The sequence below is a fragment of the Virgibacillus siamensis genome (genome assembly GCF_900162695.1).
GTDB classification, from domain to species: Bacteria; Bacillota; Bacilli; order Bacillales; family Amphibacillaceae; genus Lentibacillus; species Lentibacillus siamensis_A.
The window spans coordinates 2612742-2639687 of sequence record NZ_FUIH01000007.1 but is presented as its reverse complement, the minus strand read 5'-3'; the positions used below and the strand labels follow the sequence as shown (position 1 = coordinate 2639687).

Here is a 26946-nt window from a genome sequence, read left to right as displayed (position 1 = left end):
AAAAATCCAATTAACACCACTATAATACACGAAAGCAAGCAATTTTAATAGAAATCGGCTTAAACATTTGAATTATTTCCATTCGAATTTAAGATTATTTAGAGGGGTTATTGTGGGTTTATGACTAATTCAAATTGCCTTTTCATTAATTAAACAAGTTTAATTTGTTTTCATATTTAGGTTGACGGACTACTATTTTTTATCCATAATTAGAATTAAAACAACATAAATGTTCGAAAAGCCACAAAATACCAATATCCGTTTTTCTATAGTGAAGGAGAGGGTGCTATGCGTAACAAAAAAATTGCTATCGTACACACTACACCTGTGACGGTAGATTCGTTAAAAGCATTAATTGATGAAACCGTTCCCAATAGCGAGATTGTTAATTTTGTAGATGATTCGATCTTGCCTGAACTTATCCAGAATGGAGGAGACGTTAATCGGGTAGAGAATCGCCTGATTCAATATTATAAGTTCGCTGAACAAGTGGGAGCGAATATTGTATTGAATGCCTGTTCTTCCGTAGGGGAAGTTGTTGCCGAGGGGCAAAAACAGGTTGGGGTACCAATTGTACGAATCGATGAACCCATGGCTGAAAACGCAATTAAAAGTGGCAGAAAAATTGGTGTAATCGCTACTCTGGAAACTACTTTAAAACCAACCATAACACTTCTCAATTCAAAAAGTGCAGAACTGAATCGGGAAGTAGAGATATTCTCCAAGGTAGCCGGGGAAGCATATCAACGTTTAATTGCGGGGGATAAAGACGATCACGATCAAATTATAGCAGAAGCTCTAACTAAAATGGGAGAAGAGGCAGATGTAGTTGTTTTAGCACAAGCTTCGATGGCTCGAGTGGTCTCCACACTTCCAAAAGAACTTCAAAATAAATTTTTATCCAGTCCGGAATCAGGAGTGGAAAGGGTGAAGGAAACCTTGGAAGGAACTGCTAAGTAATGAGTTTACTTGGCATTGATATTGGTACAACGCATATAAAAGCCGGACTTTTTAAAGAGGACGGCAAGTTGATTCGTCTTGCCATCCATCCGAATCAAAGTTTTCATGATAAAGGTCATTTTTATTATAATCCTGATAAAGTGTGGACTATGGTGACTAAGGCTATACAGGGGGTCACAGAAGGACAGGAAGAAAAGGTTGCTTCTGTAGGAATTACCAGTATGGCAGAGAGTGGTTTACTGATTGATTCAACTGCTGGAAGCTGCGTTTCCAACATTATACCGTGGTTTGACCGGAGAACAGAGTCCGTTACCGATAAGATATGCAAGGAACTTAATCCATTTGAACATTTCCAGAAAACAGGCTTACACAACAATTACAAGCATGGATTAGCGAAATTGTTGTGGTTGCAGCGGGAAAGCCCTGATGCACTGCAACATACAAAATGGTTGTCCGTATCAGATTTCATTGCATACAAACTTACGGGTGAAATGGGTACTGACTATTCTCTGGCAGCCAGAACCTTTGCATTCCGAATCGATCAAAAAGAGTGGGATATTCCATGGATTCGTCATTTTGGACTTCATGAGTCACTGTTCCCCGAGGCAAGATGTTCCGGAGCGACAGTCGGTGTAATTGATTCAGATGATTTCAGGAAGCTTGGACTGGAAAAAGGAACACCGGTTGCGGTATCAGGACATGATCATGTCTGTGGAGCTTTAGCTGCAGGAGCAGCCAAACCAGGTGTTGTATCAGATTCAATCGGTACCGCAGAAACGTTGGTTGGTTCTTTTAATGAAAGGGCTTTAACTCTAAGAGACTACCAATCAGGATTCAACTTCGGTTCCTTTGTCCTGCCGGGGCGTTTCTTTTGGATGGGGGCGATTCAATCGTCTGGAGGATCTGTAGAATGGATTAGAAAACAGCTCTCTGATGAGCAATTATCATACAAGGAAATAGCATCCCTATTAGATCTGACACCAGGGGTTCCCACTGGGATTTTGTATTACCCGTATCTTGCCGGCAGTGGGGCGCCACAGGCAGAATCTAAGGCAAAAGGAGCTTTTATTGGTATTAAATCCAGCCATCAAAAAGGGGATCTAATCCGGGCGGTTTTAGAAGGGACGGCATATGAATTTGAACATATGAAGCGTGTTATTGAGTCTATGCAAATAGCAAAAATGTCCACGATAGCAGTAGTTGGCGGCGGGACTAAAAACAGCCATTGGATGCAAATTAAAGCAGATGTCTCAAACTGTCCGTTAGCCATTCCCGCTATCACAGAATCCACATTGGCGGGTGCAGCATTCATTGCTGGTCTTGGATGCGGCGTTTATAAAGATGAAGAAGAAATGGCGGGCTGTATAGCCAATCACTATCGGGATGAATTTATCCCGGATGAGGCGAATCATTCGAAATATAATACGCTTTTTGAAAAAGGGTACTTACCACTTCAAAAACCTTTAAGAGGTTTTTTCCGAAAAGATTGGTAGGCATAGAATGTATATGAAATTCACTAAGGGAGTTAATACGATGACAGATGTTAAACAGAACAATATCATAACTTTAAAAAAAGCCTTGGAACAAGCGGAAAAAGGAAGCTATGCAGCTGGCTCTTTTTCCTTTCGATACACAGATATGATTCTTCCTATACTGCGGGCGGGGGAACAAACGAATTCCCCGTTAATTGTACAGGTTTCTCAGAAGGAATTAGACAGATATGGCGTCACACCATTTGAAGCGGGAGAAGTCTTCTATAAAACAATGAAGGATGAAAACATTACGGTGCCGACTGTATTGCATCTGGATCATACCAAGGATTTCCAAGTTATTAAAGATGCAATAGAAGCAGGATTTACTTCAGTAATGATTGATGCATCCGAACACCCGCTGGATAAAAATATTGAGATTAGTGCTGAGGTTGCGGAATATGCACATAGTGCCGGAGTGTCAGTTGAAGCAGAACTCGGAATGATCGGAACGACAGATTTTATTGAATCAGACCGGGATGAAGAGCTCTATACGGATCCGGGTGAAGCACTTGAATTTGTGACGAAAACAAAAGCAGATGCATTAGCGGTATCAGTCGGAACTGCTCATGGTGTATACAAAGTGAAAGAACCAACTGTTGATTTAGAAAGATTAAAAGCTATTCGCGCGTTAACTCCTGTTCATCTGGTTTTGCATGGCGGATCCGGGGTTCCGGCAAATATGATTCAGGCAGCTATGAGTCTGCCAAATGGTGGAATCAGCAAAGTTAATATTGCAACAGACCTGGAATTGAGTTTATTGAAGGAGCTTAGTAGAGAAGAAAGAATGACGAATAAGGAATGCAAGGCTCTGCCAGCTGATAAGAAAATGGCGGGACAACAGGCAGTGCAAAAAACGGTTACAGATAAAATTGAAAATTTCTTGAAAAGTGCAAAGCATGCAAATGATTTTCAGTATTAAGAAGGATAGCCAAAGGTTTGGGGTTAACCGTCCAAAAATATTATGAAGGAGTACAGGTATGGATACGTCCAATAAAATAGTCAATCAATTAAGTCATGTTGGCAGCTATATGATGGATCACCAGCTTGTTTGGGGAAATGCCGGAAATATTAGCGCGAAGGTTTCAGATGATGCATTTCTAATAACAGCCAGCGGGACCTCCATAGGGGAATTGTCGGAAGATGATTTTGTGAATTGTTTCACTGATGGAAGAAATAATCTGACAGACAAAAAGCCATCAAAAGAAGTTCCTATGCATGCTGCAGTGTACGAAGAGCGCCCGGAAATACAAGCAGTCCTTCATGCCTCCCCTTTTTTCAGTACCTTGGTTGCTTGTTCAGACCTGGAAATACCATCTGATTTGTTTGTTGAATCAATGTACTATTTGGAAAAAGTCGACCGTGTTGGTTACCATCATCCCGGCTCCAACAGACTAGGTCAAGCTGTCAGGGAAAAAGCTGCAGAAGCAAATATCCTTTTATTGGAAAACCATGGGGTCCTAGTTTACGACACAAGTATTAAAGAAGCCCGAATGGCGTTGGAAACGTTGGAATATACTTGCAGGATGATGTTAACCGCTATGGGTGCATCGGTAAACATGAAACATTTATCCGGGGAGGCAGTGACTGATTTCCTGGATAATTCCGGATACAAACCTAGAAGAAGGTGGGGTAAACCATGATAGGTGTTGTCGCAGATGATATCACCGGCTCAAATGACATCGGCATCATGTTCAGCAGTTCCGGTTATATTGCCGACATATACAGTTATCACTCCTCTGTGAGGGATCAACTTACTGATGGATTACCGGATGTACTGATTTTTGATACTGACTCAAGACTGGATCATGCAACTGAAGCTTACCAAAAAGTATATCGGGCGACAAAAGATATTCAAAAAGCAGGTGCTGACCAATTTTTTAATAAGACTTGTTCGGTATTCAGGGGTAACATTGGTACTGAATTCGATGCAATGTTAGATGCATTGGACGAAGAGTTTGCTGTTGTTGTACTAGGGTTCCCGAGAAATGGAAGAACAACTGTGGATTCCATTCATTACGTATACGGCGAAAAGTTGGAAGACTCTCAATTTAAAAATGACCCGATTCACCCGATGACCGAATCAAACCTTATGAATATTTTACAAGCCCAAACAAAGCGAAAAGTATTGGGGCTACAGCAGAATATTATTAAACAGGGAGCCGTAAAAATACAAGCGGCGATCAAAAAGGTTAAAGCAAAAAAACAGGCGCAATACCTCGTCCTGGATGTTACAGAGCAATCAGATTTGTTCGAAATTGCAAAAGCCGTGAAATCAGAGCGAATTATTTGTGGAAGTTCTGCATTAGGAGAAGAACTGCCTAAAGTACAAAATAAGCAGGAGAAAAAAGCAAATAACCTTCAACTTCCTAAGCTTGAATCTGAAAAAGGATTGTTTTGTGCAGCCGGCAGTCTGATGCCGCAAACGTTTAAACAAGTAGAATATATGAAACAAAGCGGAGGCTATGTTCTGGAACTGGATACTGTTTCCTTGTTACAGGAAGATTCTGCGAGTCAAGTTGAATCGTTCGTAAAGTTTATTGTAAAAAAGATTAACGCTGGACATAATGTAGTTCTGCATTCTTCCAATACTAAAGATAAAGTAATCGATACCAAAGAAGAGGCGGCAAGGCGCGGATGGTCCAATACAAGAATTTCCCGCTATATTTCCGAAACAATAGCTGAAATTACTTCCAAGGTGATTGCGCAAACCGGACAACATCGATTTGTCGTGGCAGGAGGGGATACATCTGCTACAGTATGTAAGGTAATGGGTATAAAAGGGATGCGTGTGTGGGAAGAAATTCAGCCCGGGCTGCCTTCTTGCCTGTCCCATACGGAGCAACCGTATTTAATTGTCTTAAAATCCGGAAGCTTTGGTGACGAAACTTTTATCGAACAGGCTTTTGATCATTTACAACATATGGACGATGAATATAATAGATTGATTTCGGAAGTTAAGAAAGAAGGGTTACCCAATGGATCTGGAAATTGAGAAATTAGTAGAAAAACACCCGGAGCTATCTTCATGCATCAGGGAAATCGAACAGGCTTTTCAACTATTGGTGTCAAGTTATCGTAATCATGGTAAACTTCTGTTATGCGGCAATGGCGGGAGCGCTGCTGATTGCGAGCATATCGTAGGGGAATTGATGAAAGGGTTTACATTGGAAAGACCTGTTGATTTAGAGTTCAGACAAAAATTAAAAGCTGTTGACCCATCTGAAGGGGATTTCCTTGCTGATCATCTGCAACAGGCATTACCAGCAATCTCTCTTGTTAGTCAATCAGCATTAATAACTGCAACTGCTAATGATGTGGCAGCTGAAATGGTTTACGCACAGCAGGTTTATGGATACGGGGAAAGACAGGATATACTGATTGGTCTTAGTACATCAGGAAATTCAGTAAATGTCATCAACGCTTGTAACGTGGCGAAGGCTTTGGGAATGAAGACAATTGGCTTTACAGGAAAAAATGGAGGAAAAATGAGCGAGATATGTGACATTTCAATTAATGTTCCATGGAGCAAAACGTTGGATATCCAGGAAAGGCATCTGCCAATCTATCATACGCTCTGTATTATGCTGGAAAAGGAGTTTTTTAGGTCATGACGGTTATAGCTGGATTGGATATTGGCGGGACAAAGTGTGCCGTGCTGCTGGGAAAATCAGCTGGTTTAGAGATCGAAACAATAGAACGGATTCAATTTCCCACTCCGGATACACCGGAAAAGGCAATCGGCAAAATGACAGATACACTGGACGGTTTGCTGGAAAAGCATCAAATTAGCGATATTGCAGCAATTGGAATAAGCTGCGGGGGGCCATTGAACAGTGGTAAAGGTATGATTCTATCGCCACCGAATCTGCCGGGATGGGAGAATATAGAGATTGTTAAACAATTGGAAGAATACTATAACATTCCTGTCGCCCTTCAAAATGATGCTAATGCAGGTGCAATGGCGGAATGGCGATGGGGAGCAGGTAAAGGCACGAAAAATATGATTTTCCTTACTTTCGGTACCGGAATGGGAGCGGGCCTGATTTTAAATGGCCGATTATATTCCGGCACAAATGATTTGGCTGGGGAAGTAGGTCATATTCGTCTGGCGGAAGACGGTCCTGTTGGTTTCGGTAAATCCGGATCTTTCGAAGGTTTCTGCAGTGGCGGAGGAATCGCCAAACTTGCAACTAAAATGGCAAAAGAAGCAATTGAACAAAGTAACCCTCCAAGCTATTGCGAAAACGTGGATCAATTAGAAAACATAACGGCTAAAAAGGTAGGAGAAGCCGCCCGAGGAGGCGATGAACTCGCCCATAAAGTGTTTTCCATTGTCGGTTTTCGGTTAGGACGAGCGCTTTCGCTTTTGGTGGATATATTAAATCCCGAAAAAATTATTATTGGCAGTATTTACGGAAGACAGCAAGAAATCCTGGAACCTATTGTACGTAAAGAACTGGCAAGCGAAGCGATTTCTTTATCCTTATCGGTTTGTGAGGTAAGCCCGACTGGACTTGGTGAAAAAATTGGGGATCTAGCAAGTTTTTCGGTTGCGCTGCTGGCGCTGGAAAATTCACAACGTAATGAAATAGATCCATAAAATCAGGATAAAGGAGTGTTGGTATGGGATCTCATAAAATTCGGGTTGGAATGATTGGTTATCAATTTATGGGGAAAGCTCACAGCCATGCTTATCGCGATTTACCATTTTATTTTGAGCAGGAAGTTGTGCCGGTTTTGCAGGCAATTGCTGGAAGAAATGAGGAAAAGGTTAAAAAAGAAGCTGAAAAACTGGGCTTTCTTTCTTATGAAACAGATTGGAAAAAGCTAATAGAAAGAGAGGATATTGATTTAATTGATATCGTTACTCCAAATAATACCCATGCCGAGATGGCAATTGCTGCTGCAGAATCGGGTAAACATGTTCTTTGTGAAAAACCTTTAGCCTTGACTGCAGAACAAGCGGAAAGAATGTATCAGGCGGTGAAAAAGAATAGGGTAATCCATATGGTTACACACAATTACCGATTTGCCCCCGCTGTACAGTACGCAAAAAAATTGATTGAGGATGGTCGTATTGGCCAGATTCGGCACATCCGTGCGACATACCTGCAGGATTGGATGATGGACCCGAATTTCCCACTTGTCTGGCGTCTTCGCAAAGAAATTACAGGAACAGGAACGCTGGGCGACATAGGGGCACACAGTATTGACCTAGCAAGGTATTTAGTTGGAGAAATTGATGAAGTGATGGGGACGATGAAAACCTTTGTGAAGAAGCGTCCTTTAGGTGAGACGAAAGGCGGTTTATCAGCCAAGGTAGAGAGCGAACATATGGGAGACGTGGAAGTTGATGATACTGCTGCATTTCTGGCAAATTTTGAAAATGGAGCACTTGGGGTTTTTGAAGCTACCAGGTATGCTGGCGGCAATCGTAATGGAAACCGTTTTGAAATCAATGGTTCCAAAGGTTCAATTCGCTGGAATATGGAAAAAATGAATCTTCTTCAAGTTTATTTTGATGATGATGAGCCGGGATTACAAGGGTTCAGGACTATTCATTGTACCGAAGAACATCATCCATATGCTGAAGTATATTGGCCGGCGGGACATGGAATCGGGTATGAGCACACTTTCATTAATTTATTATCCTGCTTTATGGATGGAGTGGCAAAAGGAGTCGCTCCAAGGCCCAATTTTGAGGATGGCTTAATGAATCAGCGTGTAATGGAAGCTGTAGTAAATTCGACAGAAAAAAGGCAATGGATTAAAATTCCAAAGTGACCTAGGAGGGGAAATATACATATGGAAAAATTAAATGCAGGAATTATCGGTTGTGGAAATATAAGCAGTATTTATTTCAAAAACTGCCGGAATTTTCAATCGGTAGATATTGTTGCTTGTGCTGATTTAGATATGGAAAGGGCTCAAGCTAAAGCAGAAGAATTCAATGTTAAAGCTTATACTGTTGAGGAAATGTTAGAAGATTCATCCATCAGTATCATCATTAATTTAACGGTTCCTGCTGCACATGGACAAGTGGCTTTAGAAGCACTTGAGGCAGGTAAACACGTATATACAGAAAAGCCACTGGCTATTTCACTTGAAGAAGGTAAAGAAGTGTTGGAATCAGCTAAATCCAAAGGTCTGCGAGTTGGTGGTGCTCCAGATACATTTTTAGGCGGTGGAATACAAACCGGTATTAAATTAATACAGGATGGCTGGATTGGCAAACCAATTGCGGCAAACGCCTTTTTCATGAGCAATGGCGTGGAAGAATGGCATCCGAATCCGGATTTTTTCTATCAAACAGGCGGCGGACCGATGTTTGACATGGGACCATACTACATCACCGCTCTGGTTTCATTAATTGGATCGGTAAAAAGGGTAACCGGTTCGGCAAATATTTCATTTCCGGAGCGTGAAACGCCTGAAGGACGTAAATTTCCAGTTGAAGTACCAACGCATATTTCCGGGGTACTGGATTTTGAGAACGGGGCTGTAGGCACACTTGTAACAAGTTTTGATTCCTGGGGTAATAATTTACCAAGAATTGAAGTTTACGGCGAGCATGGGACATTAGGGATTCCGGATCCAAATACGTTTGGGGGACCAGTAAAATATCGTAGAAAAGGAGAAATAGAATTCATGGACGTCCCATTAACACATAGTTATCGAATGAATAGCCGAGGAATTGGACTGGCAGATATGGCAGAAGCAATCCAGGAGAATCGGCAGCATCGTGCAAACGTAGATCTGACATACCACGTACTGGAAATCATGCATGGTTTTCACATCGCGTCAGAGCATGGGAAACATTATCATTTAACAAGTGAAGTTCAACGTCAGAAACTATTGGAAATGATGAAGAAATTTTAAGGAAGGGTGAAGGAAATGGGAATAGGATTACAGCTTTTTTCAGTAAGAGAGAAAACAGAAAAGGATTTAATAGGAACGATTAGACAACTTGCCGGATACGGGTATGACAGTTTACAATTTGCCGGTTTCTTTCAAACTCCTGCAGATAAACTAAAATCAGTATTGGACGAAGAGAATGTAAAGATTGCAGGCGTCCATGTGGGGTTACATCAACTGCAGGACGAACGGCTCGAACAAACGTTAAGGTATAACGAAACAATAGGAAATGATTTGCTCATTTGTCCGCTGTTACCTGGAGAAATGAGGGAAACCGGTGATGATTATAAGAGAACTGCGGAGGTATTAAACAAGGTTGGACAAACGTGCAAAGATGCCGGGTTTACTTTCGGTTATCACAATCATTACTGGGAATTTGATCAGTTTGATGGGAATACAGGTTTTAACCTTTTATTTGAAAACACTGACCCCGAACTAGTAAAGATGGAATTGGATTGCTACTGGGCGGAATATGCCGGGTTTGAACCAGTTGATATTATAAAGAAATATAGTGACCGCTGTATTTCCCTTCACTTGAAGGATATGGCTGTGGAAGGAAAACGGAAAGAGAGTACTGAGATTGGATCAGGAGTATTAGATTTAAACCAGCATATACAAGCCGGGAAACAGCATGGTGTTAAATGGTTTCTGATTGAACAAGAAAACTATAAACGTGATCCAATGGATGTCGCAAAATCAAATTTAATAAATTTAAGAGCTCAACTTGTCTAAAAATGGGAGCGTTCCCAGAAAAGGATGTTCGTGATGGATATTAGTAATAATGCTGTTGCAAAAAAGTCAATTGTAAGCACCGGGAATCGGGATTTGCCGGTATTATATGACGTGGATTTTGTGATTGTGGGAGGCTCTTTTGCTGGGGTTTCTGCAGCGATAAAACTTGCTCAAAGCGGTAAGCGTGTTGCGATTATTGAATCAAGAACCTATTTGGGACGGGAAGTTACTGCAACACTCCGTCCCTGGCTGGATGCTTCAGCGCATATTCCAACAAAAGTGATAGAACGTGTTTCGGAAAGAGGAGTTCAAAAAGGTAGTGAAATCGCTCTTTATATGGACCATGTTAAAACTTCATTGGAAGATCTATTGTTAAAAGAAAATGTCATGTTGCTTTATGCAAGCTATCCAACAGAAATCCACACGGCTGCTGACGAAAAAAAATTGCTGGTCATTGGAAATAAATCAGGCAGACAAGTGGTTAAGGCGGACGTTGTGATGGATGCAACAGAGTCATCAAGTGTTTTACGACTTTCCGGTGAGAAATTTGAAACGGAGAATAAACATACTTATAGTTTCAAGAAAACGATTGAAATGTATCGAACAGCAGGAGTTACCGACTGCACGATAAAGGTTCCTGAACATTTGGGGATTGATGAAAATGTTATATCGGTTCATCAAGGATATTTGGAAAATGGGCATGTTTTTCTTGAATTCCAAATGACAATGAGAGGTACAAATACGCACTTAATCAATCAACAGATGAAGTTCGAAGTGGAATCCAGGCATGTGATGATAAATTTGGCGGAATACATGAAAAACCATCATCCAGCTTTTAAAAATGCTTATTTGGCGGCTTCTTCCTATGAACTGACAGCATTGGAGTTTCCGCGTCTTAGCGTTAATGAAGCATATAAGGAAGTACCGGAGAAGTTACAGGATTATGCAACTTCGGATCCTCGTCTATGGTGCCTAAACGAATCTGCTCGTTTGGATGATGCTGTTACATTGTTTTCTAATCCCGTAACATCCAGTCAGTTAGGTGAAACGGCAGCAGAACTATTAGTTGATAATTGGGATAATATTAAACATCTTGCGGGGATTGTGAAGGGAAAAGAGCCAGACCGGTCAACAACAGCCTATGTGGTAGCGGAACTGGACCAGCCTCAAGCGGGAAAAGTCTACAATAGAGAAGTAATAACCGGAAAATCTATTCCAGTATTCAAGCATACCGATGTGTTAGTTGTCGGGGGAGGGACAAGTGGAGCAACTGCAGCAATAACTTCTGCAAATGAAGGAATGGAAACAACATTACTGGAAATGAATCCAGGTTTGGGTGGTACGGCGACTTTAGGTGCTGTAGACAGCTATTGGTTTGGAAGAAGATTAGGCTATAGTGAACGGATATCCGAAAAAGTGAAAAATGTGCAAAAACGTCTTCATCACCATAGTCCGAAGTGGAATATAGAAGCAAAAATGTATGCGTTGTTGATGGAAGCTGAACAAGCTGGTGTGCACACGTATTTCAATACGACAACAATTGGTACGATAATGGAAGACAATCGTGTATGCGGCGTTGTAGTTGCTTCTAAATTTGGAACGTTTGCAGTATTGGCTGAAACCGTAATTGATGCTACAGGTGATGGGGATATTGCGGCATTTGCCGGTGCTGATTATGTATATGGATCTGAGCGGGATCATATTGTCATGTGGTATTCCCTGGCACAATTTGCAAAACCGGGCCGTTCCCAAAACAATTTTACCAGTATGGTGGATGTTTCGAATATAGAGGACTATACCAGAGCGATTATGGATGGCCGAAGAAGGAAGCGAAAGCGGGACGTCCATGATCATGGCATCTATGTTGCTTCCAGGGAAACCCGTCACATTTTAGGTGACGAAATAATGACGTTAACTGATCAATTGCGATATCGCCAGTGGAAAAGTGTCATTAACATACATTTCAGCAACCACGATATGAAAGGGAAAAATGGAGCTGATTGGATGCACTTGGGATTAATTCCACCCAATTTGGAAATTGAAATACCATATGAAATGTTGTTGCCAAAAGGATTAGAAGGAATATTAATAGCTGGGAAAGCAATTTCGGCAACCCATGATGGCTTTGCTGCCATTCGAATGCAATCTGATCTGGAAAATCTGGGGGGTGTGGCTGCCCTGGCATCCGCAGAGTCCGTCCGCAATCAACAACTTCCGAGGAACATTGATGTGATGAAGCTTCAGCAAAAAATAATCAAGAAAGGATTGCTGCCTGAAGATGTGCTTGACCGTAAGATTGAAAATAGGGAATACAAGGACGAAGAATTGGAAACGCTTGTCGACTCTTTAAGCGGTGAACAGCCTTTGTACATGTATGCTGATATGGAAATGGATGAAGTTTATACCGAAAGAATTCCGATTGTGGAAATTTGCACAGTTGGACCGCGTATCATTCCTTATCTCGAAAAGGCACTGGACCAGGAACTGGAAAAAGAAGATAAAAAGCGACAGATTGTTCTTGCACAGGCACTTGCCATGTATGAGTCCTCATACGGTGTTCCGGTTCTAATCAGAGAAATTGAAAAGGCTCTATCAGGTGCAGCGTTACCGATCAGAGACAATGCAATCCGTCATACACAGCTTCCTCCGGACCAGGGTGCGATGCCTGACGTTGTGTATTTAATATACACTCTGGGGATGACAAGGGACAGAAGAAGTATTCCTATATGGGAAAAGATAGCGGATATGATTGATCCAAACGAAGACAACCTGAAAGATATGTTGAAAGGTACGTTTTATTATGTGGATGCTGTATGCTACGGAATTGAGAGATTAGCTGACATGGATTGTACTCCTATATTGGAAAGCCTTTATTCACACGACAACTTAAGCAGTCAGATTCGAGTGGAGGGGGTAGAACCTGATTACTTTAAAGAAAGGCAAGCAATGCTTGAATTAAGTATCGCACGAGCTCTTGCCAGATGTGGAAGTGAACACGGGTACAGAATTTTGGTTGATTACCTAGCAGATGCAAGATCATTACTGTCCGAGCATGCTCATAAGGAACTAATTCGCATAACAAATGAGGACTTTAAGAAAAATCAAGAGGACTGGATTTCTTATCTGGAAGATTTAAATGTTAATCTTAAGCCAAAGCCTGTGACGATGAAATTAGATATATGAAAAGTTGACAAGGAGGAGAAGCAATGAAAGACAAGACATTGCACATGATTGGTAATGCCCACATCGACCCGGTATGGTTGTGGCAGTGGCAGGAAGGGTTCCAAGAGACTAAGGCAACATTTCGTTCGGCACTGGATCGCCTGAATGAATATGATGATTTTGTATTTACTTCCAGTTCCGCTGTGATGTACGAATGGGTTGAGAACAACGATCCGAAAATGTTTGAGGAAATAAAGGAGAAAATCCGGCAAGGCAGGTGGGTTATTTGTGGCGGTTGGTGGCTACAGCCCGATTGTAACATCCCAAGTGGTGAATCGTTTGTCAGACAAGGATTATACGGTCAGCATTACTTTAAAGAAAAGTTTGGAGTGACAGCTACTGTCGGTTATAACGTCGATAGCTTCGGCCATTCGGGAATGTTACCACAGATTCTGCGGAAAAGCGGGATGGAACACTACGTATTTATGCGTCCAGGGCCGCATGAAAAAGGATTGCCGGGACGTTTATTCTGGTGGGAATCTGATGATGGGTCACGAGTGATGACCTGCCAGATTCCATTTGAATATACCACTTGGGGGCGGGATTTGGAGCAACATGTTCGCCGGTGTTCGAAGGAATTAAAAGACCCCGTAAATGAATTGATGAGCTTTTACGGTGTCGGCAACCATGGTGGTGGACCAACAATTGAAAATATTGAAAGCCTTAAACGTTTAAATAAAAAGGAAGATACACCGAATCTTGTGATGAGCTCGCCAAATCAATTTTTTGAGGAAGTAAAACAGAAAGACGTATCTCTTCCAACAGTCCACCATGATTTGCAAAACCATGCTAAAGGCTGTTATTCTGCTCATTCCGGTATCAAAAAGTGGAACAGGGAAGCGGAGAATATGCTGGCTAAAGCAGAGAAGCTGTCTATTCTGGCGGAGACAACAACCGGTCAACCGTATCCGGCTGACTTTAAACAAGCATGGAAAAATGTTATGTTCAATCAATTTCATGATATTTTAGCCGGAACGAGCCTTGAAGAAGCATACCGTGATGCAAGAAACATGCATGGAGAAGCAATGACTATTGCAGAGCGTGGACTTAATTACGCTGTACAGTCGCTGGCATGGAATATTCATATAGAAGAAGATGAAGCAATGCTTCCTATAGTTGTTTTTAACCCTCATTCATGGGATGTGAAATCAAATGTTGAAGTTGAGTTTAAGCGTTTGAAAGATGATCAGATGCTTACGGATGAAACTGGGAAAGAAGTGCCTTTACAAGTAGTACAATCCCATGCAACTGCTAACGGCCGTAATCGTTTGAGTTTTAATGCAGAAATCCCTGCCATGGGCTATCGGGTGTATAAGGTAGTATCTAATGCAAAACCAAAACAATTTGAAGCAATTAAGGCGAATGACTATATTTTGGAAAATAGCCGGTACAGGTTGGAAATTGATCCGGAAAACGGCTTCATTACCAGTCTTTACGATAAACAAATACAATTTGAAGTATTCACAGGTGACGCAGCTAAGCCGGTAGTCATCGAGGATATGAGTGATACATGGTCACACGATGTGGTCCGTTATGATGATATTGTTGGAGAGTTTAAGGCAACAAGTATTAAGCGTATTGAACATGGACCTGTCAAGTCAGTGATTCGTGTAATTAGTGAATATGGTTCATCAAAATTGATTCAGGAATTTACAATGTACAAAACTTTAAATCACATCGATGTTAACGTAACGGTTGATTGGAGAGAAAAGTTTAAAGTACTCAAATTAAAATATCCGGTAAATGTCGTGCATCGGAAAGCTACTTATGAAATTCCTTATGGTCACATTATACGTGAAGCAAATGGCGAAGAACAGGTTGGACAAAGTTGGATTGATGTATCCGGAACTGTAAAAGAAACAGGTGGCCGCTATGGTTTAAGTATTGCCAATGATGCAAAGTACAGTTACGATGTCGAAGGAAATGTGTTAAGTTTGACTGTGCTGAGAAGTCCAATATACGCACATCACGATCCGTTAGTCCCAGATTCGGATGGACATTATTCTTTTGTTGACAAGGGTATTCAACAGTTCCGATATTCCCTTCTTCCTCATGAAGAAAGTTGGGAAGAAGCGCAAACTATAAAACATGCAGCCGAATTAAACCAGTGTCCTATAGCGTTGATTGAAACTTATCATGAAGGTGAATTACCGCAAAAGGATTCTTATGGTTTTGTTGAACAGGATAATGTGATAATTAGTGCTATGAAACAGGCAGAGGATAACGATGATATCATTATCCGTTGCTATGAGGTCAACAAAGTTGCAACTGAAGCAACAATCCGGCTTCCTAAGCTGAATCGCGAGATAACAGCGAATTTTGCTCCATGTGAAATTAAAACATTTAGAATTCCAAAGGACTATTCAAGACCAGTAACAGAGACCAATTTGCTGGAGTGGGAAGAATAGGCAATACTGATTTGGTGCCAAAACAGCTATTGGCACCAAATTTATATTAAAAGATATCTACCAACAAGCTGGTAATGCAACAGGTGAAAGTTGGTATTCTATTGCCAGCAGGAAAGTTTTTTTGTGGGTTTATTAGCATATTATAACTATTTTGTTGTTTTATTGACGGATTTTGTGAAAAAATGTATTGCTTAATTAGACTAAATAGGTTAAAATACAATCATAATAAAAGTTTTGGGAACGTTCCTACTATTTTGAGGGAAAGTTCAAAGGGAATTCTGGAAAGACCGGGAAATCATTGATTCAACTTTGTGAAATAAAATGGGAGCGATTTTATTTTAGTAAATAGGTAAGCGCTTTCTAATGGGGGAGGTTGGAAATGGGTAATCCAACAATTAAAGATGTTGCAAAATTCGCAAACACTTCTAAAAGTACAGTTTCCCGATTTTTAAATGGTTATACCGTGAAAAAGGAAACAGAACTTGCACTTAAATCGGCGATTAAAACCCTTAATTATCATCCTAATGTTAATGCGAGAAGGTTAATCAAGAATCATACACAGAGTATCGGTATTGTGGTTGATGACATTGCAAATAATTTTTATGCAGATATTTTTAGGGGTATCGAAAAAATCACCAATCTGTATGGATATCAGTGTACATATTACAGTAGAACATCGAATTACCAGGGTGAGTATGGATTCTTGGACCTTGCACATGAAAGACAAGTTGATGGACTTATTCTAATCAGCTTTTTAAAAAGCCCTGATGATCTTTTAAAAAAGATAGAAGAACTGGTAACTCCGGTGGTACTGATTGGAGATACAAATAAACAAATGAACAATTTTTCTGTAGATGTTGATAATGAGCTTGGAATAAGGGATGTTGTCCACTATCTTCATCGGATAGGACATAAAAAGATAGCTTACATAACTGGGCCAGAGGAATTTTCGGCAACATACTGGCGCAGAGAAGGCTACGAAGGTGCTATGAAAGATCTTGGGCTTGAACAAAGCCCATCATGGGTGATTTCATCCGATTGGTCTGAATCAGGCGGACATAAGGCAATGAAAGAATTACTTAATTTAGGTGAAGTTACAGCTGTTATCGCTTCAAATGATGAGATGGCTATCGGGGCATTGCTTTGTGCGAATGAATTAGGCTACAGGGTCCCATCAGATATTTCCATTGTTGGATTTGATGATATTCCTGTCTCCAAATGGGTCTATCCGCCATTAACTTCGGTTAAACAACCTTTACTGGAAATTGGTGAAAAGGCAGCAATTGGTTTAATTGATAAATTGAGCGGACAGACGGAGAATTTACCTGGACGAGTACTCATTAAACCTAATCTAGTAGTTCGTCAATCGTGCAGAAGCCTATGAAATTGAAGGAGGGTGACTTCTATGTTTAAGAGCAAAATAAATAAAAATCCACATGGATACTATTTTATTGCTCCATTTTTTATCACTTTTATCATATTCGGATTAGGGCCAATACTTTATTCATTTTACTTAAGCTTTACAAATTGGGAAGGATTTAATGAACCAACGTTTATTGGCTTGGCTAATTATGAGAGATTAATTCATGACACACTTTTTTATAAATCAATTTGGAATACATTTGTAATTTGGATTTTTTCTATTATCCCTCAGTTAACGATAGCATTAACGCTTGCTCTTGTTCTGCATGAAAAGTTTATTCGGGGAAGACATCTGTTCCATGCAATCTTTTATTTTCCGAACATCATTACACCGATTACATTAGGTGTTATGTTCGCATTAATGTTTGACTGGCAAACAGGAAGTATCAATCAATTCCTGCTCTCCATTGGTTTGATTGAAGACCCGATTTATTGGATGAATAATGTTTGGACGGCAAGGGGGATTGTAGCCCTTACCATGATGTTTCAAAATTTCGGTTTTAACATGCTGGTTTTCCTTGCTGGTTTGCAAGCGATACCAAAAGATTTATATGAAGCGGCTGAAATTGACGGTGCTTCTAAATTTCAAACAGCTATTAGGATTACGATTCCATTGATTAGACCGGTATTAATCTTTACATTAATTACGTCCGTCATCGGTGGACTGCAAATATTTGACGCTCCTTTAATGCTCGGGAGTGGTCCTGATCATTCAACGCTTACAATGATTATGAATCTTTATGAGGCAGCGTTTGTACGATATGACTATGGTTATGGAGCCACCATAGCTTATGGCGTATTTGTTGTTATTGCCATTGCAACGATTCTTACATTTTTGATACCCGGCGTCAGAAAGAAAAAGGAGGCGTAGATATTGAAACAAGCAATAGATGTAATACCGCCCTCTACCATAACCGAGAAAGAAATAAAGGCACAAAAACGAAAAAGCCTGATTATAAAGATACTTATTTGGATTATGTTGATAATATCTGCGACTATCTGTTTGATTCCTTTTTACAGTATGATTATTACTTCTACACATTCGAACTCGGAGATTGCTAGAAAATTATTATTGTTGCCAGGGGATCGATTTATCGATAACTATAAGCGGCTAATTGATGTTGTGCCTATTTGGAGAGGTTTTGTTAACAGTTTATTTATTACCGTGATTTCCACTATTTTGGGTTTGTATTTCTCAGCAATGAGTGGTTACGGTTTTTCCAAATACAAATTTAAAGGAAATGCATTTTTGTTTGCTTGTGTATTAGCCACGATGATGGTTCCAGGACAATTGGGGATTATAGGTTTCTTCCGATTAATGAATCAAGTTGGGTTAATTAATACGTATTGGCCACTCATTTTACCGTCCATTAGTAATGCATTTGCCTTGTTCTTTTTTAAACAAGTTGCAGATAACTCTGTTCCAAAGGAGATGGTAGAAGCGGCAAGGATTGATGGAAGCAGTGAAATAACTATATTCCATCGGGTTGGCCTTCCGTTGATGGGACCATCAGTCGCGACATTAGGAATCTTTCTCTTTATTGGGAAGTGGAACGAATTTCTGCAGCCTATGATTATTCTATTTGATAATAAGCTGCAAACGCTTCCGGTTATGATTGCCAGTGTCAGAAGTCAATTTAATGTTGATTATGGTGCACAGTATGTCGGGATTGTTATCTCGATCATTCCAATTCTAATTGTATTTGCAATCTTTTCGAAGCAAATTATTGGTAACGTTATGGCAGGTGCAGTTAAGGAATAGACAGCAAAAGTTCTAAAGGGGGGGTTATAATCACCTTAAAATGCCTTTACCGTATTTAAATTTATTATAAAGGGAAGGGGAAGTTATTAATGAAAAGCTTAAAATTTTTTAAATTATTTCTTGTATTAGTTTTTGTGTTGGGGTTATTGGCGGCTTGTTCGAATGGCGGTGATAAAAGTGACGCCGCATCCGATGTAAATGCTGATGCAAAAGCTCCAGAAGACTTTCAAGGTGAACTGGAAATTTGGACATTCTTTGGTCAGGTAAAGGAAATGGCCGCTAAATTTGAAGAAAAGTATCCAAATGTAAAAGTAAATGTAAGTGTTTTCCCGGGAGACCAGTATCAGACCAAATTAATGAATGCAATTAATACAAAAACAGATGTACCCGATATTTTTGATCTTGAAAGAGGGTATATGGGCAAGTTTATTAATCAACCATTTGTAGCTAATTTGTCCGAAATGGGCGCTGAAAAATTAGTGGAAGATTACATTCCGTATGTCAGAGAACTTGGTATTGCGGAAGATGGCACAATTCGTGCAATATCTGACCATTCTTCCCCCGGTGCATTTTGGTATCATAGAGATCTTGCGAAGAAGTATCTTGGAACAGACGATCCGCAGAAAGTTTCAAAAATGGTAAGTTCGTGGGACAAGATAATAGAATTAGGTAAAAAAGTAAAAAAGAAGAGTAATGGAAAAGTACATTTAATTTCACATTTTGGTGATGTGTATAATGTGGAAGTATCCAATCAGGAAATGTGGATAAAAGATGGTAAATTGAATATTGATCCTCAATGGGAAACCGTTTTCAACAAGATGAAGACGATTAGAGGAGAAGGCATTGATGCGAAACTTGGTTATTTCTCAGCCGGTTGGGGTGATGCTTTAAACGAAGGCGGAGTCATTATGTTTGCAAATCCATCATGGGCCGGATTTATGGTTGATAACGAAAATGGCAAAGCAAAAGGTAAATATGGTCTTGCAAAAACCCCAAGCGGTTATTACCAAGGCGGAACATACCGTTCAATCTATGAAGGATCTGACAACAAAAAACTGGCATATGAATTTATTAAGTTTATCGCTAGTGAAGAATGGCAGCAATATAACCTCAAAAAAACCGGGAATATGCCAGCATTAAAAACAGTGTATGAAAAGAATTTGGGTAATTTCACACATGAATTGTTTGGAAATCAAAAGATTTTAAAAACGTATTATGACCTTGTGATGGAAATCCCGCCACAAAAAGCAACTGGTAAGAATAAAGCTATTTCATCGTTATGGTACGATGCTACGTCCGAGGCTATTGACAGTGGTGAAGACTATAAGAAGGCGTTAAGCGATTTTAAGGCATCTGTTAAAAATGGATACCCTGAAGTCGAGGTAGAATAATTCCTGGGACGGCTGCTTATTTTAGCAGTCGTCTGCTTCTAAAGGAGAATGGACATTGAACACAATTGACAGGCACTTAAATAATATAAGAGTTATAGACGGACATGAACACTTAATTCCGCAAAAGGAGCGGAGAGAAATGAATGCCGATTTCTTTGATATATTGCATTATTTAAGCTCTGATCTTATAAATGCAGGAATGGATGCATCATTCTTTGACCGAAAAAAAAATAAAATGTCTGACCGGGAGAAAGCAGTCGTATTCCTGGAATATTGGGGAAAGGTAAAAAACACTACATATGCCCAAATGCTGAGATGGGCGGTTGAGGACTTATATGGAATGGACGATTGGACAGTCGATGGGATATGTGATCTTAGTCAACGTGTCAGAAAAGCTTCACAGGATCCCGATTTATACAAAAAAGTGTTAACAGAAAAGTCCAAGATTGATTTGGCTTTTCCACTCATTTTTACTACAAAAGTGGATTTTGAATTTTTTAGACCTGTTATGTGGACTGATCACATGATTAAAATCAGGTCTTTAAAAGATATTGAATCCATTGAGAGTGAAGCAGATTTGGATATATATCAATTCGATGATTACCTGAGTGCGGTAGATTCCATTATTAACCAGTATGTTCGTGAAGGAATGGTTGGGACTAAAATCGGCATAGCTTACTGGCGTACATTGGCAGTTCAAAAGCCGACATTCGATGAGGCTGCGAGAGTATTTAATAGAATAAAAACATGTCAGCTGGGTGAATCTGTGTCCCAGGAAGAAGCTAAACCAATTCAGGATTATATTATCCACCGGGTCATCCAGCGCTCAATTGAATTTAATATTCCAATTCAAATTCACACAGGTCATCAGGAGCCAAGTGTATCCTCTAATGGAAACATCGTGACAAATTCAAAAGTGACTGAACTTATTCCACTTTTATTGGAATATAAGAAGGCTCATTTTGTTTTGTTACATGGTGGATATCCCTATTATAACGAATATTTATCTGTTATTAAAAACTTCCCGAATGCTTACGCGGATTTAACTTGGTGTTATATTCTTTCGCCAACAGCTACAAAACAGTTGTTATCACAAATGATAGAAATGGTGCCACAGTCAAAGATTCTTGGATTTGGGGGAGATTATAATCAAGTTGAAGGAACGTACGCTCATTTAAAATTGGCTAAAAAAGTGCTTTCGGAGGTGTTGAATTCCAAAGTAGCAAATGGTGATATGACTGAGAATGATGCGTGTGATTTTGCTAATCGGGTATTAAGAAATAATTTAATAGAGTTGTATCAATTAGATTTAGATCCAGTGTCTTTGGAAGAGGAGGATTCCTATGTTTAAAGTGCAAAATGACCATGCACTTTTACAGCTTTTTTTTGGTCAGGAAAAAGTCATGCATAATATCTCTTTGGAAGTGCAATTAGACCAAATCGGCAAGGTGGATTTGGAATTTACTGGTGTGGAATTGAGTGAAGAGAAAGATGCTTCCGGAAAGTATACCCAATATAAATATAACTATAAAAATAAAGGAATTGTAGAGTTTTCTTTTATTCTAAATTGCTATGATCAGTTTGTTCGTGCTTATACAGATGTGGTTGTTCATAGTGAGAGGCAATTTGGTAAAAACAACTATTTTCCTGCAGAAAATGGTGTAGTAATCAACATCACTGATTTAGGTAAAGTTGAAGGATTGTTTGCCGCTTATCGCCATAAGGACTGGTGGACACGACCGCATTTTGATCAAGATATTACAACACTTCCCTCAAGGACCCAATCTTTATTATGGAAAAATAAAAATCATTATTATTATCTGTTGCCGGTCGTTGGTTCAATTTACAAAACAGATATTGCAGGAGATGAACAAGGCATTTGCCTGACTGTTTCTTCACACGATGGGGGACGTGACAAATGTCAGACACCTGTTTTTGTCTTAGGTAAAGGAAACAATCCATTTGAACTTGCCAAGCAAACAACCAGCCGTTTGCTTGAATTAAGTGGAAACACCAGAACACTGGATGAAAGGCGTTATCCTAAGCGTTTGGATTATTTGGGATGGTGCAGTTGGGATGCATTCTACCATGATGTAAATGAAAAAGGTATTTTAAATAAATTGGAAGAATTAAAGGCAAAACAACTTCCAGTAAAATGGGTCATGATTGACGATGGATGGTCGCAAACAGCCGATGATCGCCTGGTGGACTTTGGCCCGGATGCAACAAAATTTCCAAATGGGTTTAAAAAATTTATCAGGAAAATTAAAGAAGACTATGGGGTTAAATCAGCAGGGGTATGGCATACACTTGCCGGATACTGGGGTGGTGTTCATCTCAACAGTTCATTGGCTAATGAAATGGCTCCGTACTTGCTAAAGACCAATAGTGAGAAGTTAATACCATATCCTGATAAAGGTAAGGGGTTTGTATTTTGGGAAGCGTGGCATTCTTATTTATTTGATCAGGGTATTGATTTTTTAAAAGTAGACAGTCAAAGCGCTATAAATAATTTTACGATGAAACAGATGTCCATAGGGCAAGCCTCGACAGAATCCCATAAAGCACTGGAAGCCTCTGTCGGAATCAATTTTGATCATTGTGTAATTAATTGCATGGGAATGGCATCTGAAAATATATGGAATCGTCCAATTTCGGCTGTATCGAGAAGCAGTGATGATTTTGTTCCGGATGATGAGAATGGTTTTGCGGAACATGCACTGCAAAACGTATATAATTCGTTTTATCAAGGCGGAATCTATTGGTGTGACTGGGATATGTTTTGGTCAAAGCACAAAGATTCAAAACGCCATGCACTGTTAAGAGCACTTAGTGGAGGTCCGATCTATACAAGTGATCCTGTGGGGCAGACTGATGATTCCATATTGTGGCCGCTAATTTATAAAGATGGAAAAATAATTCGTTGCGAGCAACAGGGTTTGCCAACAATCGATATGCTGATGTCAAACCCGGTAGAGGAGAAGAAACCGTTAAAGATGTGGAATACTAGTAATGGTATCGGATTATTAGGGGTTTTTAATGTTTCACAGGAACGTGTATCCGGGGATGTCTCTCCGGCAAATATTGAGGGGTTTAATACGAAGGAATACTATGTATATGATTATTTTAATCGATCAGTTAAGGTTCTTCATCACGACGAAAGAATAAAGACTTCTCTTGAAAAGGACCACTATTCCTTGTATTTTGTTATTCCAAAAGATCATGTGATAAAGCCTTTGGGATTACAAGATAAGTATGTTTCACCGGCTACATTTACAACCCAGTATGTAACCAGTGACAAGGTTGTTATCAACTTGAAAGAAGAAGGCACATTTGTTTTTCTGGCCGAATCAGGAGTTAAGCAAGTAAAGATGAACGGAGAAGAAGTAAGCGTGAAGCAGTTAGACGCAAGCGAACCCGTCTACACTGTTGAATGTTTTTCAACGGATAATCAAACGATGGTGCTGGAAATACAAGAATAAAAGATTTGAAGGAGTGTGCGCATTGAAAGTTTCCTGTCATTTAATTACCTGGGGGGAAGAATTACTGAAGGGTTTTAAAGAAGCATCTGAATTAGGCTATCACGCGTGTGAAACTTTTACACATCTGGCAATGCAATACGAAGATAAAATAGATGAATTTCAAATGTTATTAGACAAATATGATTTTGAACTTTCTGCTCTCTATGGCGGTGGTAATTTTACAGATGAATCAAAACGACAATATATCATTGAGCGGAATGTAAAAGTGGCTAAATTCCTTGCCGCAAACCGAAGTAATTGTATTGTCTTTGGTCCTGGTGGTCCCAGGAAAGAAGGCGGCTCCACCAGAAAAGATTTGGAAATCGCGGCTGAAACTATAAATGAGGCAGCGAAAAGGTGTCATGAATTAGGGGTTAAAGCTTGTCTTCACCCCCATATAAACACAGAAATTGAAAATGAATTCGAACTGGACACAATCATGGAGTTAACAGACCCGAAACATGTATTCTTTTGCCCGGATACAGCCCATTTAAAAAAGGCAGGCATGGACCCATTGGATGTGATTAAACGGTACCATGATCGAATTGCTTATGTTCACTTAAAGGATATCTCGCCTGAGGAGGCAGACGCGGATACGTTTCCTATTTTATCCGGCAATGAGGCATTGCCAATCTTTTGTGAACTTGGCCTGGGTACATTAAATGATGAATTAAAGTCCATAGTTGCTTACCTGAAGGAAGTAAATTATGACGGTTGGGTTACAGTTGAAATAGATAAGACAACAAGTACACCCTATAATAGTTTAAAAATTTGCCGGGAATTTGTTGAGGACAAGCTTGACTTGACGGTATAGTTTGGTTTCATGGAAAGGGAGTGGATGCATTGTCACAGGGATGGAAAAGTGCGTTGGAACGGTTTGCGGAATGGTTTTCCCGTTTAGCATATATCAATATGTTATGGATAGGATTCACACTTGCGGGGCTTATCCTGTTTGGTTTCGTGCCTGCAACCGTTGCAATGTTTGCTGTGGTCAGAAAGTGGCGTAATAATAAATTGCATGATTCGGTATTTAAAACATTTTGGGGCATTTACCGGCAAGAATTTGCAACATCAAATATTGCCGGTATTGTGATGATGATTATTGGTTATATCCTATACATAGACCTGTTTGTTCTAAATTTGGATAATTCCTTATCGATGCAAATTGTCCAGTTACTTCTATATATTATAGCAGGCATGTATTTAATGGTTGTGGTCTTTTTCTTCCCTGTTTATGTCCACTTTAAGATGAAATGGTACCAGTATATCAAAATGGGAGCATTAATGATCTTTGCTGCTCCGTTTCAAGCTATTTTAATGCTGATTCTTGGGTATGGAATTTTCTTTTTAATGGCAAAAATGCCTATTCTGATGTTCTTCTTTTTAGGCAGTTTTATTAGTTATATTTGGCTCATGATTGCGTTACCGACTTTTAACAAACTGGAAAAGAGCAGTTAAACAAGATGGATCAATCGTTAACGGAGAAATACGGAGGGTTTCGAATGACACAAAAAAGACAGCAACCAAACATTGTGATGATTATGGCAGATCAAATGGCTTTTGATGTTGTTGGAGCTCTGGGACATCCGGCTGTGAAAACACCAAATATCGATCGACTTGTACATGATGGGGTAACATTTGAAAATGCTTATTGTAATTCACCTATTTGTGCACCTTCAAGAGCTTCTTTCGTTACCGGCAATTTGATTAGTAATATTGGGGTATATGATAATGGCTCGGAACTTTCAGCTGGGACCCCGACATTCTTGCATCATTTAAGGCGGGCAGGATATGAAACCGTATTATCCGGAAAGATGCACTTTGTTGGACCTGATCAGTTACACGGGTTTGAACATCGATTAACAAAGGATATACATACGGCTGCATTTGATTTAACACCTGACTGGACTAAAGGAGTTTATCAAAATCATGGAACCGGTGTAAAGCGTCTTAAAAATCCTGGTGCAGTGGAATTGAATAATAATCTGGATTATGACGAAAAAGTACTGCATCGGACCCTTGAGCAAATACGGGCATTTAAACGCAGAGAACAAAAAGATAACAGACCATTCTTTTTGTGTGCTTCTTTTTTTCATCCTCATGATCCTTTTCATATTACAGAAGAATACTGGAATTTGTACAAAAATACGGATATTCCAATGCCAAAGGTTACCGGTGAAAAAATTGACGACATGCATCCCTTTAACCAATGGATTCAAACCCATCATGAGTTGGATACTTGCGGGTTATCAAAGGAAGAAATCAGAAAAAATCGACGTGCATATTATGGAATGGTAACTTATTTTGATCGAAAAGCAGGACAAATTGTTGATGAGTTGGACAGGCTGGATCTTCTGGAAAATACGATTATTGTTGTAACCAGTGATCATGGAGAAATGCTTGGGGAGCATGGCATGTGGTTTAAGCGAACTTTTTATGATCCGGCTGTAAAGGTCCCTTTAATTATATCATCCCCGGAGCGCTTTCATTCTGGAAAAAGGATTAAAGAAGTAGTATCTCTCGTCGATCTGGCTGCAACCTTTATGACACTGGCCGAGGTACCTTCATGTGAAGAATGGATTGATAAAATGGATGGTGATAGCCTGGAGGCCTTATTAGCAGACAAGGACGATGATTGGAAAGATGAAGTTATTAGTGAATATTACGGCGAAGGGCCAATTCAACCGATGGTCATGTTACGATCCGGCAATTATAAATATATATATGTTCATGAGGAAAGGCCGCTGTTATTTAATCTTGAAGAAGATCCGCTTGAACGTAATAACCTTGCAGAGTTAAGCGAATACCAGTCCATTCTACAACAATTTAAGAAGAGAATCGTTTCAGAGTTTGATATGGAACAAATAAAAAAAGATATTATAAACAGTCAACAAGAACGAATCATGGTCGCGGAGTCATTAAAAATTGGAAAAAAGAGCAGCTGGGATCATACATTTAACTATTAACCGATATTGGTGCGGAAAAAGCTTGCTTACGAGGGGGCTCAGCAGCCACCTTGCCGAGAGCGAAATTATTTCCGGAGCGTTTTTTTAGATAAATCACTTTTGTCCCAGCTTCATT

The 26946-nt window shown here is 39.8% G+C and carries 21 protein-coding genes; all 21 read left to right on the top strand.

Annotation, left to right across the window (positions count from 1 at the left end; all coding sequences use genetic code 11):
- The first annotated feature begins 288 nt into the window (after positions 1 to 288).
- The 21 genes from B1K71_RS16545 to betC all read left to right on the top strand — a co-directional run bounded on the left by B1K71_RS16545 (position 289) and on the right by betC (position 26831).
- The gene (locus B1K71_RS16545; protein WP_077328982.1) at positions 289 to 960 is read left to right on the top strand and encodes an aspartate/glutamate racemase family protein; all 672 of its coding nucleotides are present in this window, start codon (positions 289 to 291) and stop codon (positions 958 to 960) included.
- Positions 960 to 2453, top strand: a complete 1494-nt coding sequence (locus B1K71_RS16540) for an FGGY-family carbohydrate kinase (RefSeq protein ID WP_077328981.1) — start codon at positions 960 to 962, stop codon at positions 2451 to 2453. Before B1K71_RS16545 ends, B1K71_RS16540 begins: the two co-directional genes overlap by 1 nt.
- 40 nt (positions 2454 to 2493) lie before the next feature.
- The gene (locus B1K71_RS16535; protein WP_077328979.1) at positions 2494 to 3411 is read left to right on the top strand and encodes a class II fructose-bisphosphate aldolase; all 918 of its coding nucleotides are present in this window, start codon (positions 2494 to 2496) and stop codon (positions 3409 to 3411) included.
- A 58-nt stretch (positions 3412 to 3469) separates the two neighbouring features.
- Positions 3470 to 4132 carry a class II aldolase/adducin family protein gene (locus B1K71_RS16530; RefSeq protein WP_077328977.1) on the top strand — a complete coding sequence of 221 codons (663 nt, stop codon included), beginning with the start codon at positions 3470 to 3472 and terminating at the stop codon, positions 4130 to 4132.
- A complete protein-coding gene (locus B1K71_RS16525) occupies positions 4129 to 5484 on the top strand; it encodes a four-carbon acid sugar kinase family protein (protein ID WP_077328975.1) in 1356 nt (451 codons plus the stop codon). The genes B1K71_RS16530 and B1K71_RS16525 overlap by 4 nt, the downstream gene beginning before the upstream one ends.
- Positions 5468 to 6103, top strand: a complete 636-nt coding sequence (locus tag B1K71_RS16520; protein WP_077328973.1) for a D-sedoheptulose-7-phosphate isomerase — start codon at positions 5468 to 5470, stop codon at positions 6101 to 6103. Before B1K71_RS16525 ends, B1K71_RS16520 begins: the two co-directional genes overlap by 17 nt.
- Complete coding sequence (locus B1K71_RS16515) at positions 6100 to 7092, top strand: ROK family protein (protein ID WP_077328971.1); 993 nt, start codon at positions 6100 to 6102, stop codon at positions 7090 to 7092. Before B1K71_RS16520 ends, B1K71_RS16515 begins: the two co-directional genes overlap by 4 nt.
- 23 nt (positions 7093 to 7115) lie before the next feature.
- The gene (locus tag B1K71_RS16510) at positions 7116 to 8276 is read left to right on the top strand and encodes a Gfo/Idh/MocA family protein (protein WP_077328969.1); all 1161 of its coding nucleotides are present in this window, start codon (positions 7116 to 7118) and stop codon (positions 8274 to 8276) included.
- Between the two features lie 21 nt (positions 8277 to 8297).
- Positions 8298 to 9371, top strand: coding sequence for a Gfo/Idh/MocA family protein (locus B1K71_RS16505; RefSeq protein ID WP_077328967.1), 1074 nt, complete (start codon positions 8298 to 8300; stop codon positions 9369 to 9371).
- A 15-nt stretch (positions 9372 to 9386) separates the two neighbouring features.
- Positions 9387 to 10139, top strand: a complete 753-nt coding sequence (locus B1K71_RS16500; RefSeq protein ID WP_077328965.1) for a sugar phosphate isomerase/epimerase family protein — start codon at positions 9387 to 9389, stop codon at positions 10137 to 10139.
- Positions 10140 to 10172: 33 nt separating this feature from the next.
- A complete protein-coding gene (locus tag B1K71_RS16495; protein WP_175631944.1) occupies positions 10173 to 13322 on the top strand; it encodes an FAD-dependent oxidoreductase in 3150 nt (1049 codons plus the stop codon).
- Between the two features lie 23 nt (positions 13323 to 13345).
- Positions 13346 to 15769, top strand: a complete 2424-nt coding sequence (locus B1K71_RS16490) for an alpha-mannosidase (RefSeq protein WP_077328961.1) — start codon at positions 13346 to 13348, stop codon at positions 15767 to 15769.
- A gap of 379 nt (positions 15770 to 16148) precedes the next feature.
- Positions 16149 to 17153 (top strand): LacI family DNA-binding transcriptional regulator, encoded by a 1005-nt coding sequence (locus B1K71_RS16485; protein WP_077328959.1) that lies wholly within the window; start codon positions 16149 to 16151, stop codon positions 17151 to 17153.
- Between the two features lie 21 nt (positions 17154 to 17174).
- Complete coding sequence (locus B1K71_RS16480) at positions 17175 to 18062, top strand: carbohydrate ABC transporter permease (RefSeq protein ID WP_077328957.1); 888 nt, start codon at positions 17175 to 17177, stop codon at positions 18060 to 18062.
- Positions 18063 to 18065: 3 nt separating this feature from the next.
- Complete coding sequence (locus B1K71_RS16475) at positions 18066 to 18953, top strand: carbohydrate ABC transporter permease (RefSeq protein ID WP_245799326.1); 888 nt, start codon at positions 18066 to 18068, stop codon at positions 18951 to 18953.
- An 89-nt stretch (positions 18954 to 19042) separates the two neighbouring features.
- On the top strand, positions 19043 to 20344 hold the full coding sequence (locus B1K71_RS16470) for an ABC transporter substrate-binding protein (protein ID WP_077328955.1): 1302 nt from the start codon (positions 19043 to 19045) through the stop codon (positions 20342 to 20344).
- Positions 20345 to 20399: 55 nt separating this feature from the next.
- Positions 20400 to 21695 carry an amidohydrolase family protein gene (locus B1K71_RS16465; RefSeq protein WP_139343348.1) on the top strand — a complete coding sequence of 432 codons (1296 nt, stop codon included), beginning with the start codon at positions 20400 to 20402 and terminating at the stop codon, positions 21693 to 21695.
- Positions 21688 to 23826, top strand: coding sequence for a Sip1-related alpha-galactosidase (locus B1K71_RS16460; protein ID WP_077328951.1), 2139 nt, complete (start codon positions 21688 to 21690; stop codon positions 23824 to 23826). Before B1K71_RS16465 ends, B1K71_RS16460 begins: the two co-directional genes overlap by 8 nt.
- Before the next feature lie 22 nt (positions 23827 to 23848).
- Positions 23849 to 24679, top strand: coding sequence for a sugar phosphate isomerase/epimerase family protein (locus tag B1K71_RS16455; RefSeq protein ID WP_077328949.1), 831 nt, complete (start codon positions 23849 to 23851; stop codon positions 24677 to 24679).
- Between the two features lie 29 nt (positions 24680 to 24708).
- Positions 24709 to 25323, top strand: a complete 615-nt coding sequence (locus B1K71_RS16450) for a YesL family protein (protein ID WP_077328947.1) — start codon at positions 24709 to 24711, stop codon at positions 25321 to 25323.
- Between the two features lie 44 nt (positions 25324 to 25367).
- The gene (betC, locus tag B1K71_RS16445; RefSeq protein ID WP_175631943.1) at positions 25368 to 26831 is read left to right on the top strand and encodes a choline-sulfatase; all 1464 of its coding nucleotides are present in this window, start codon (positions 25368 to 25370) and stop codon (positions 26829 to 26831) included.
- The last annotated feature ends 115 nt before the right edge of the window (positions 26832 to 26946 follow it).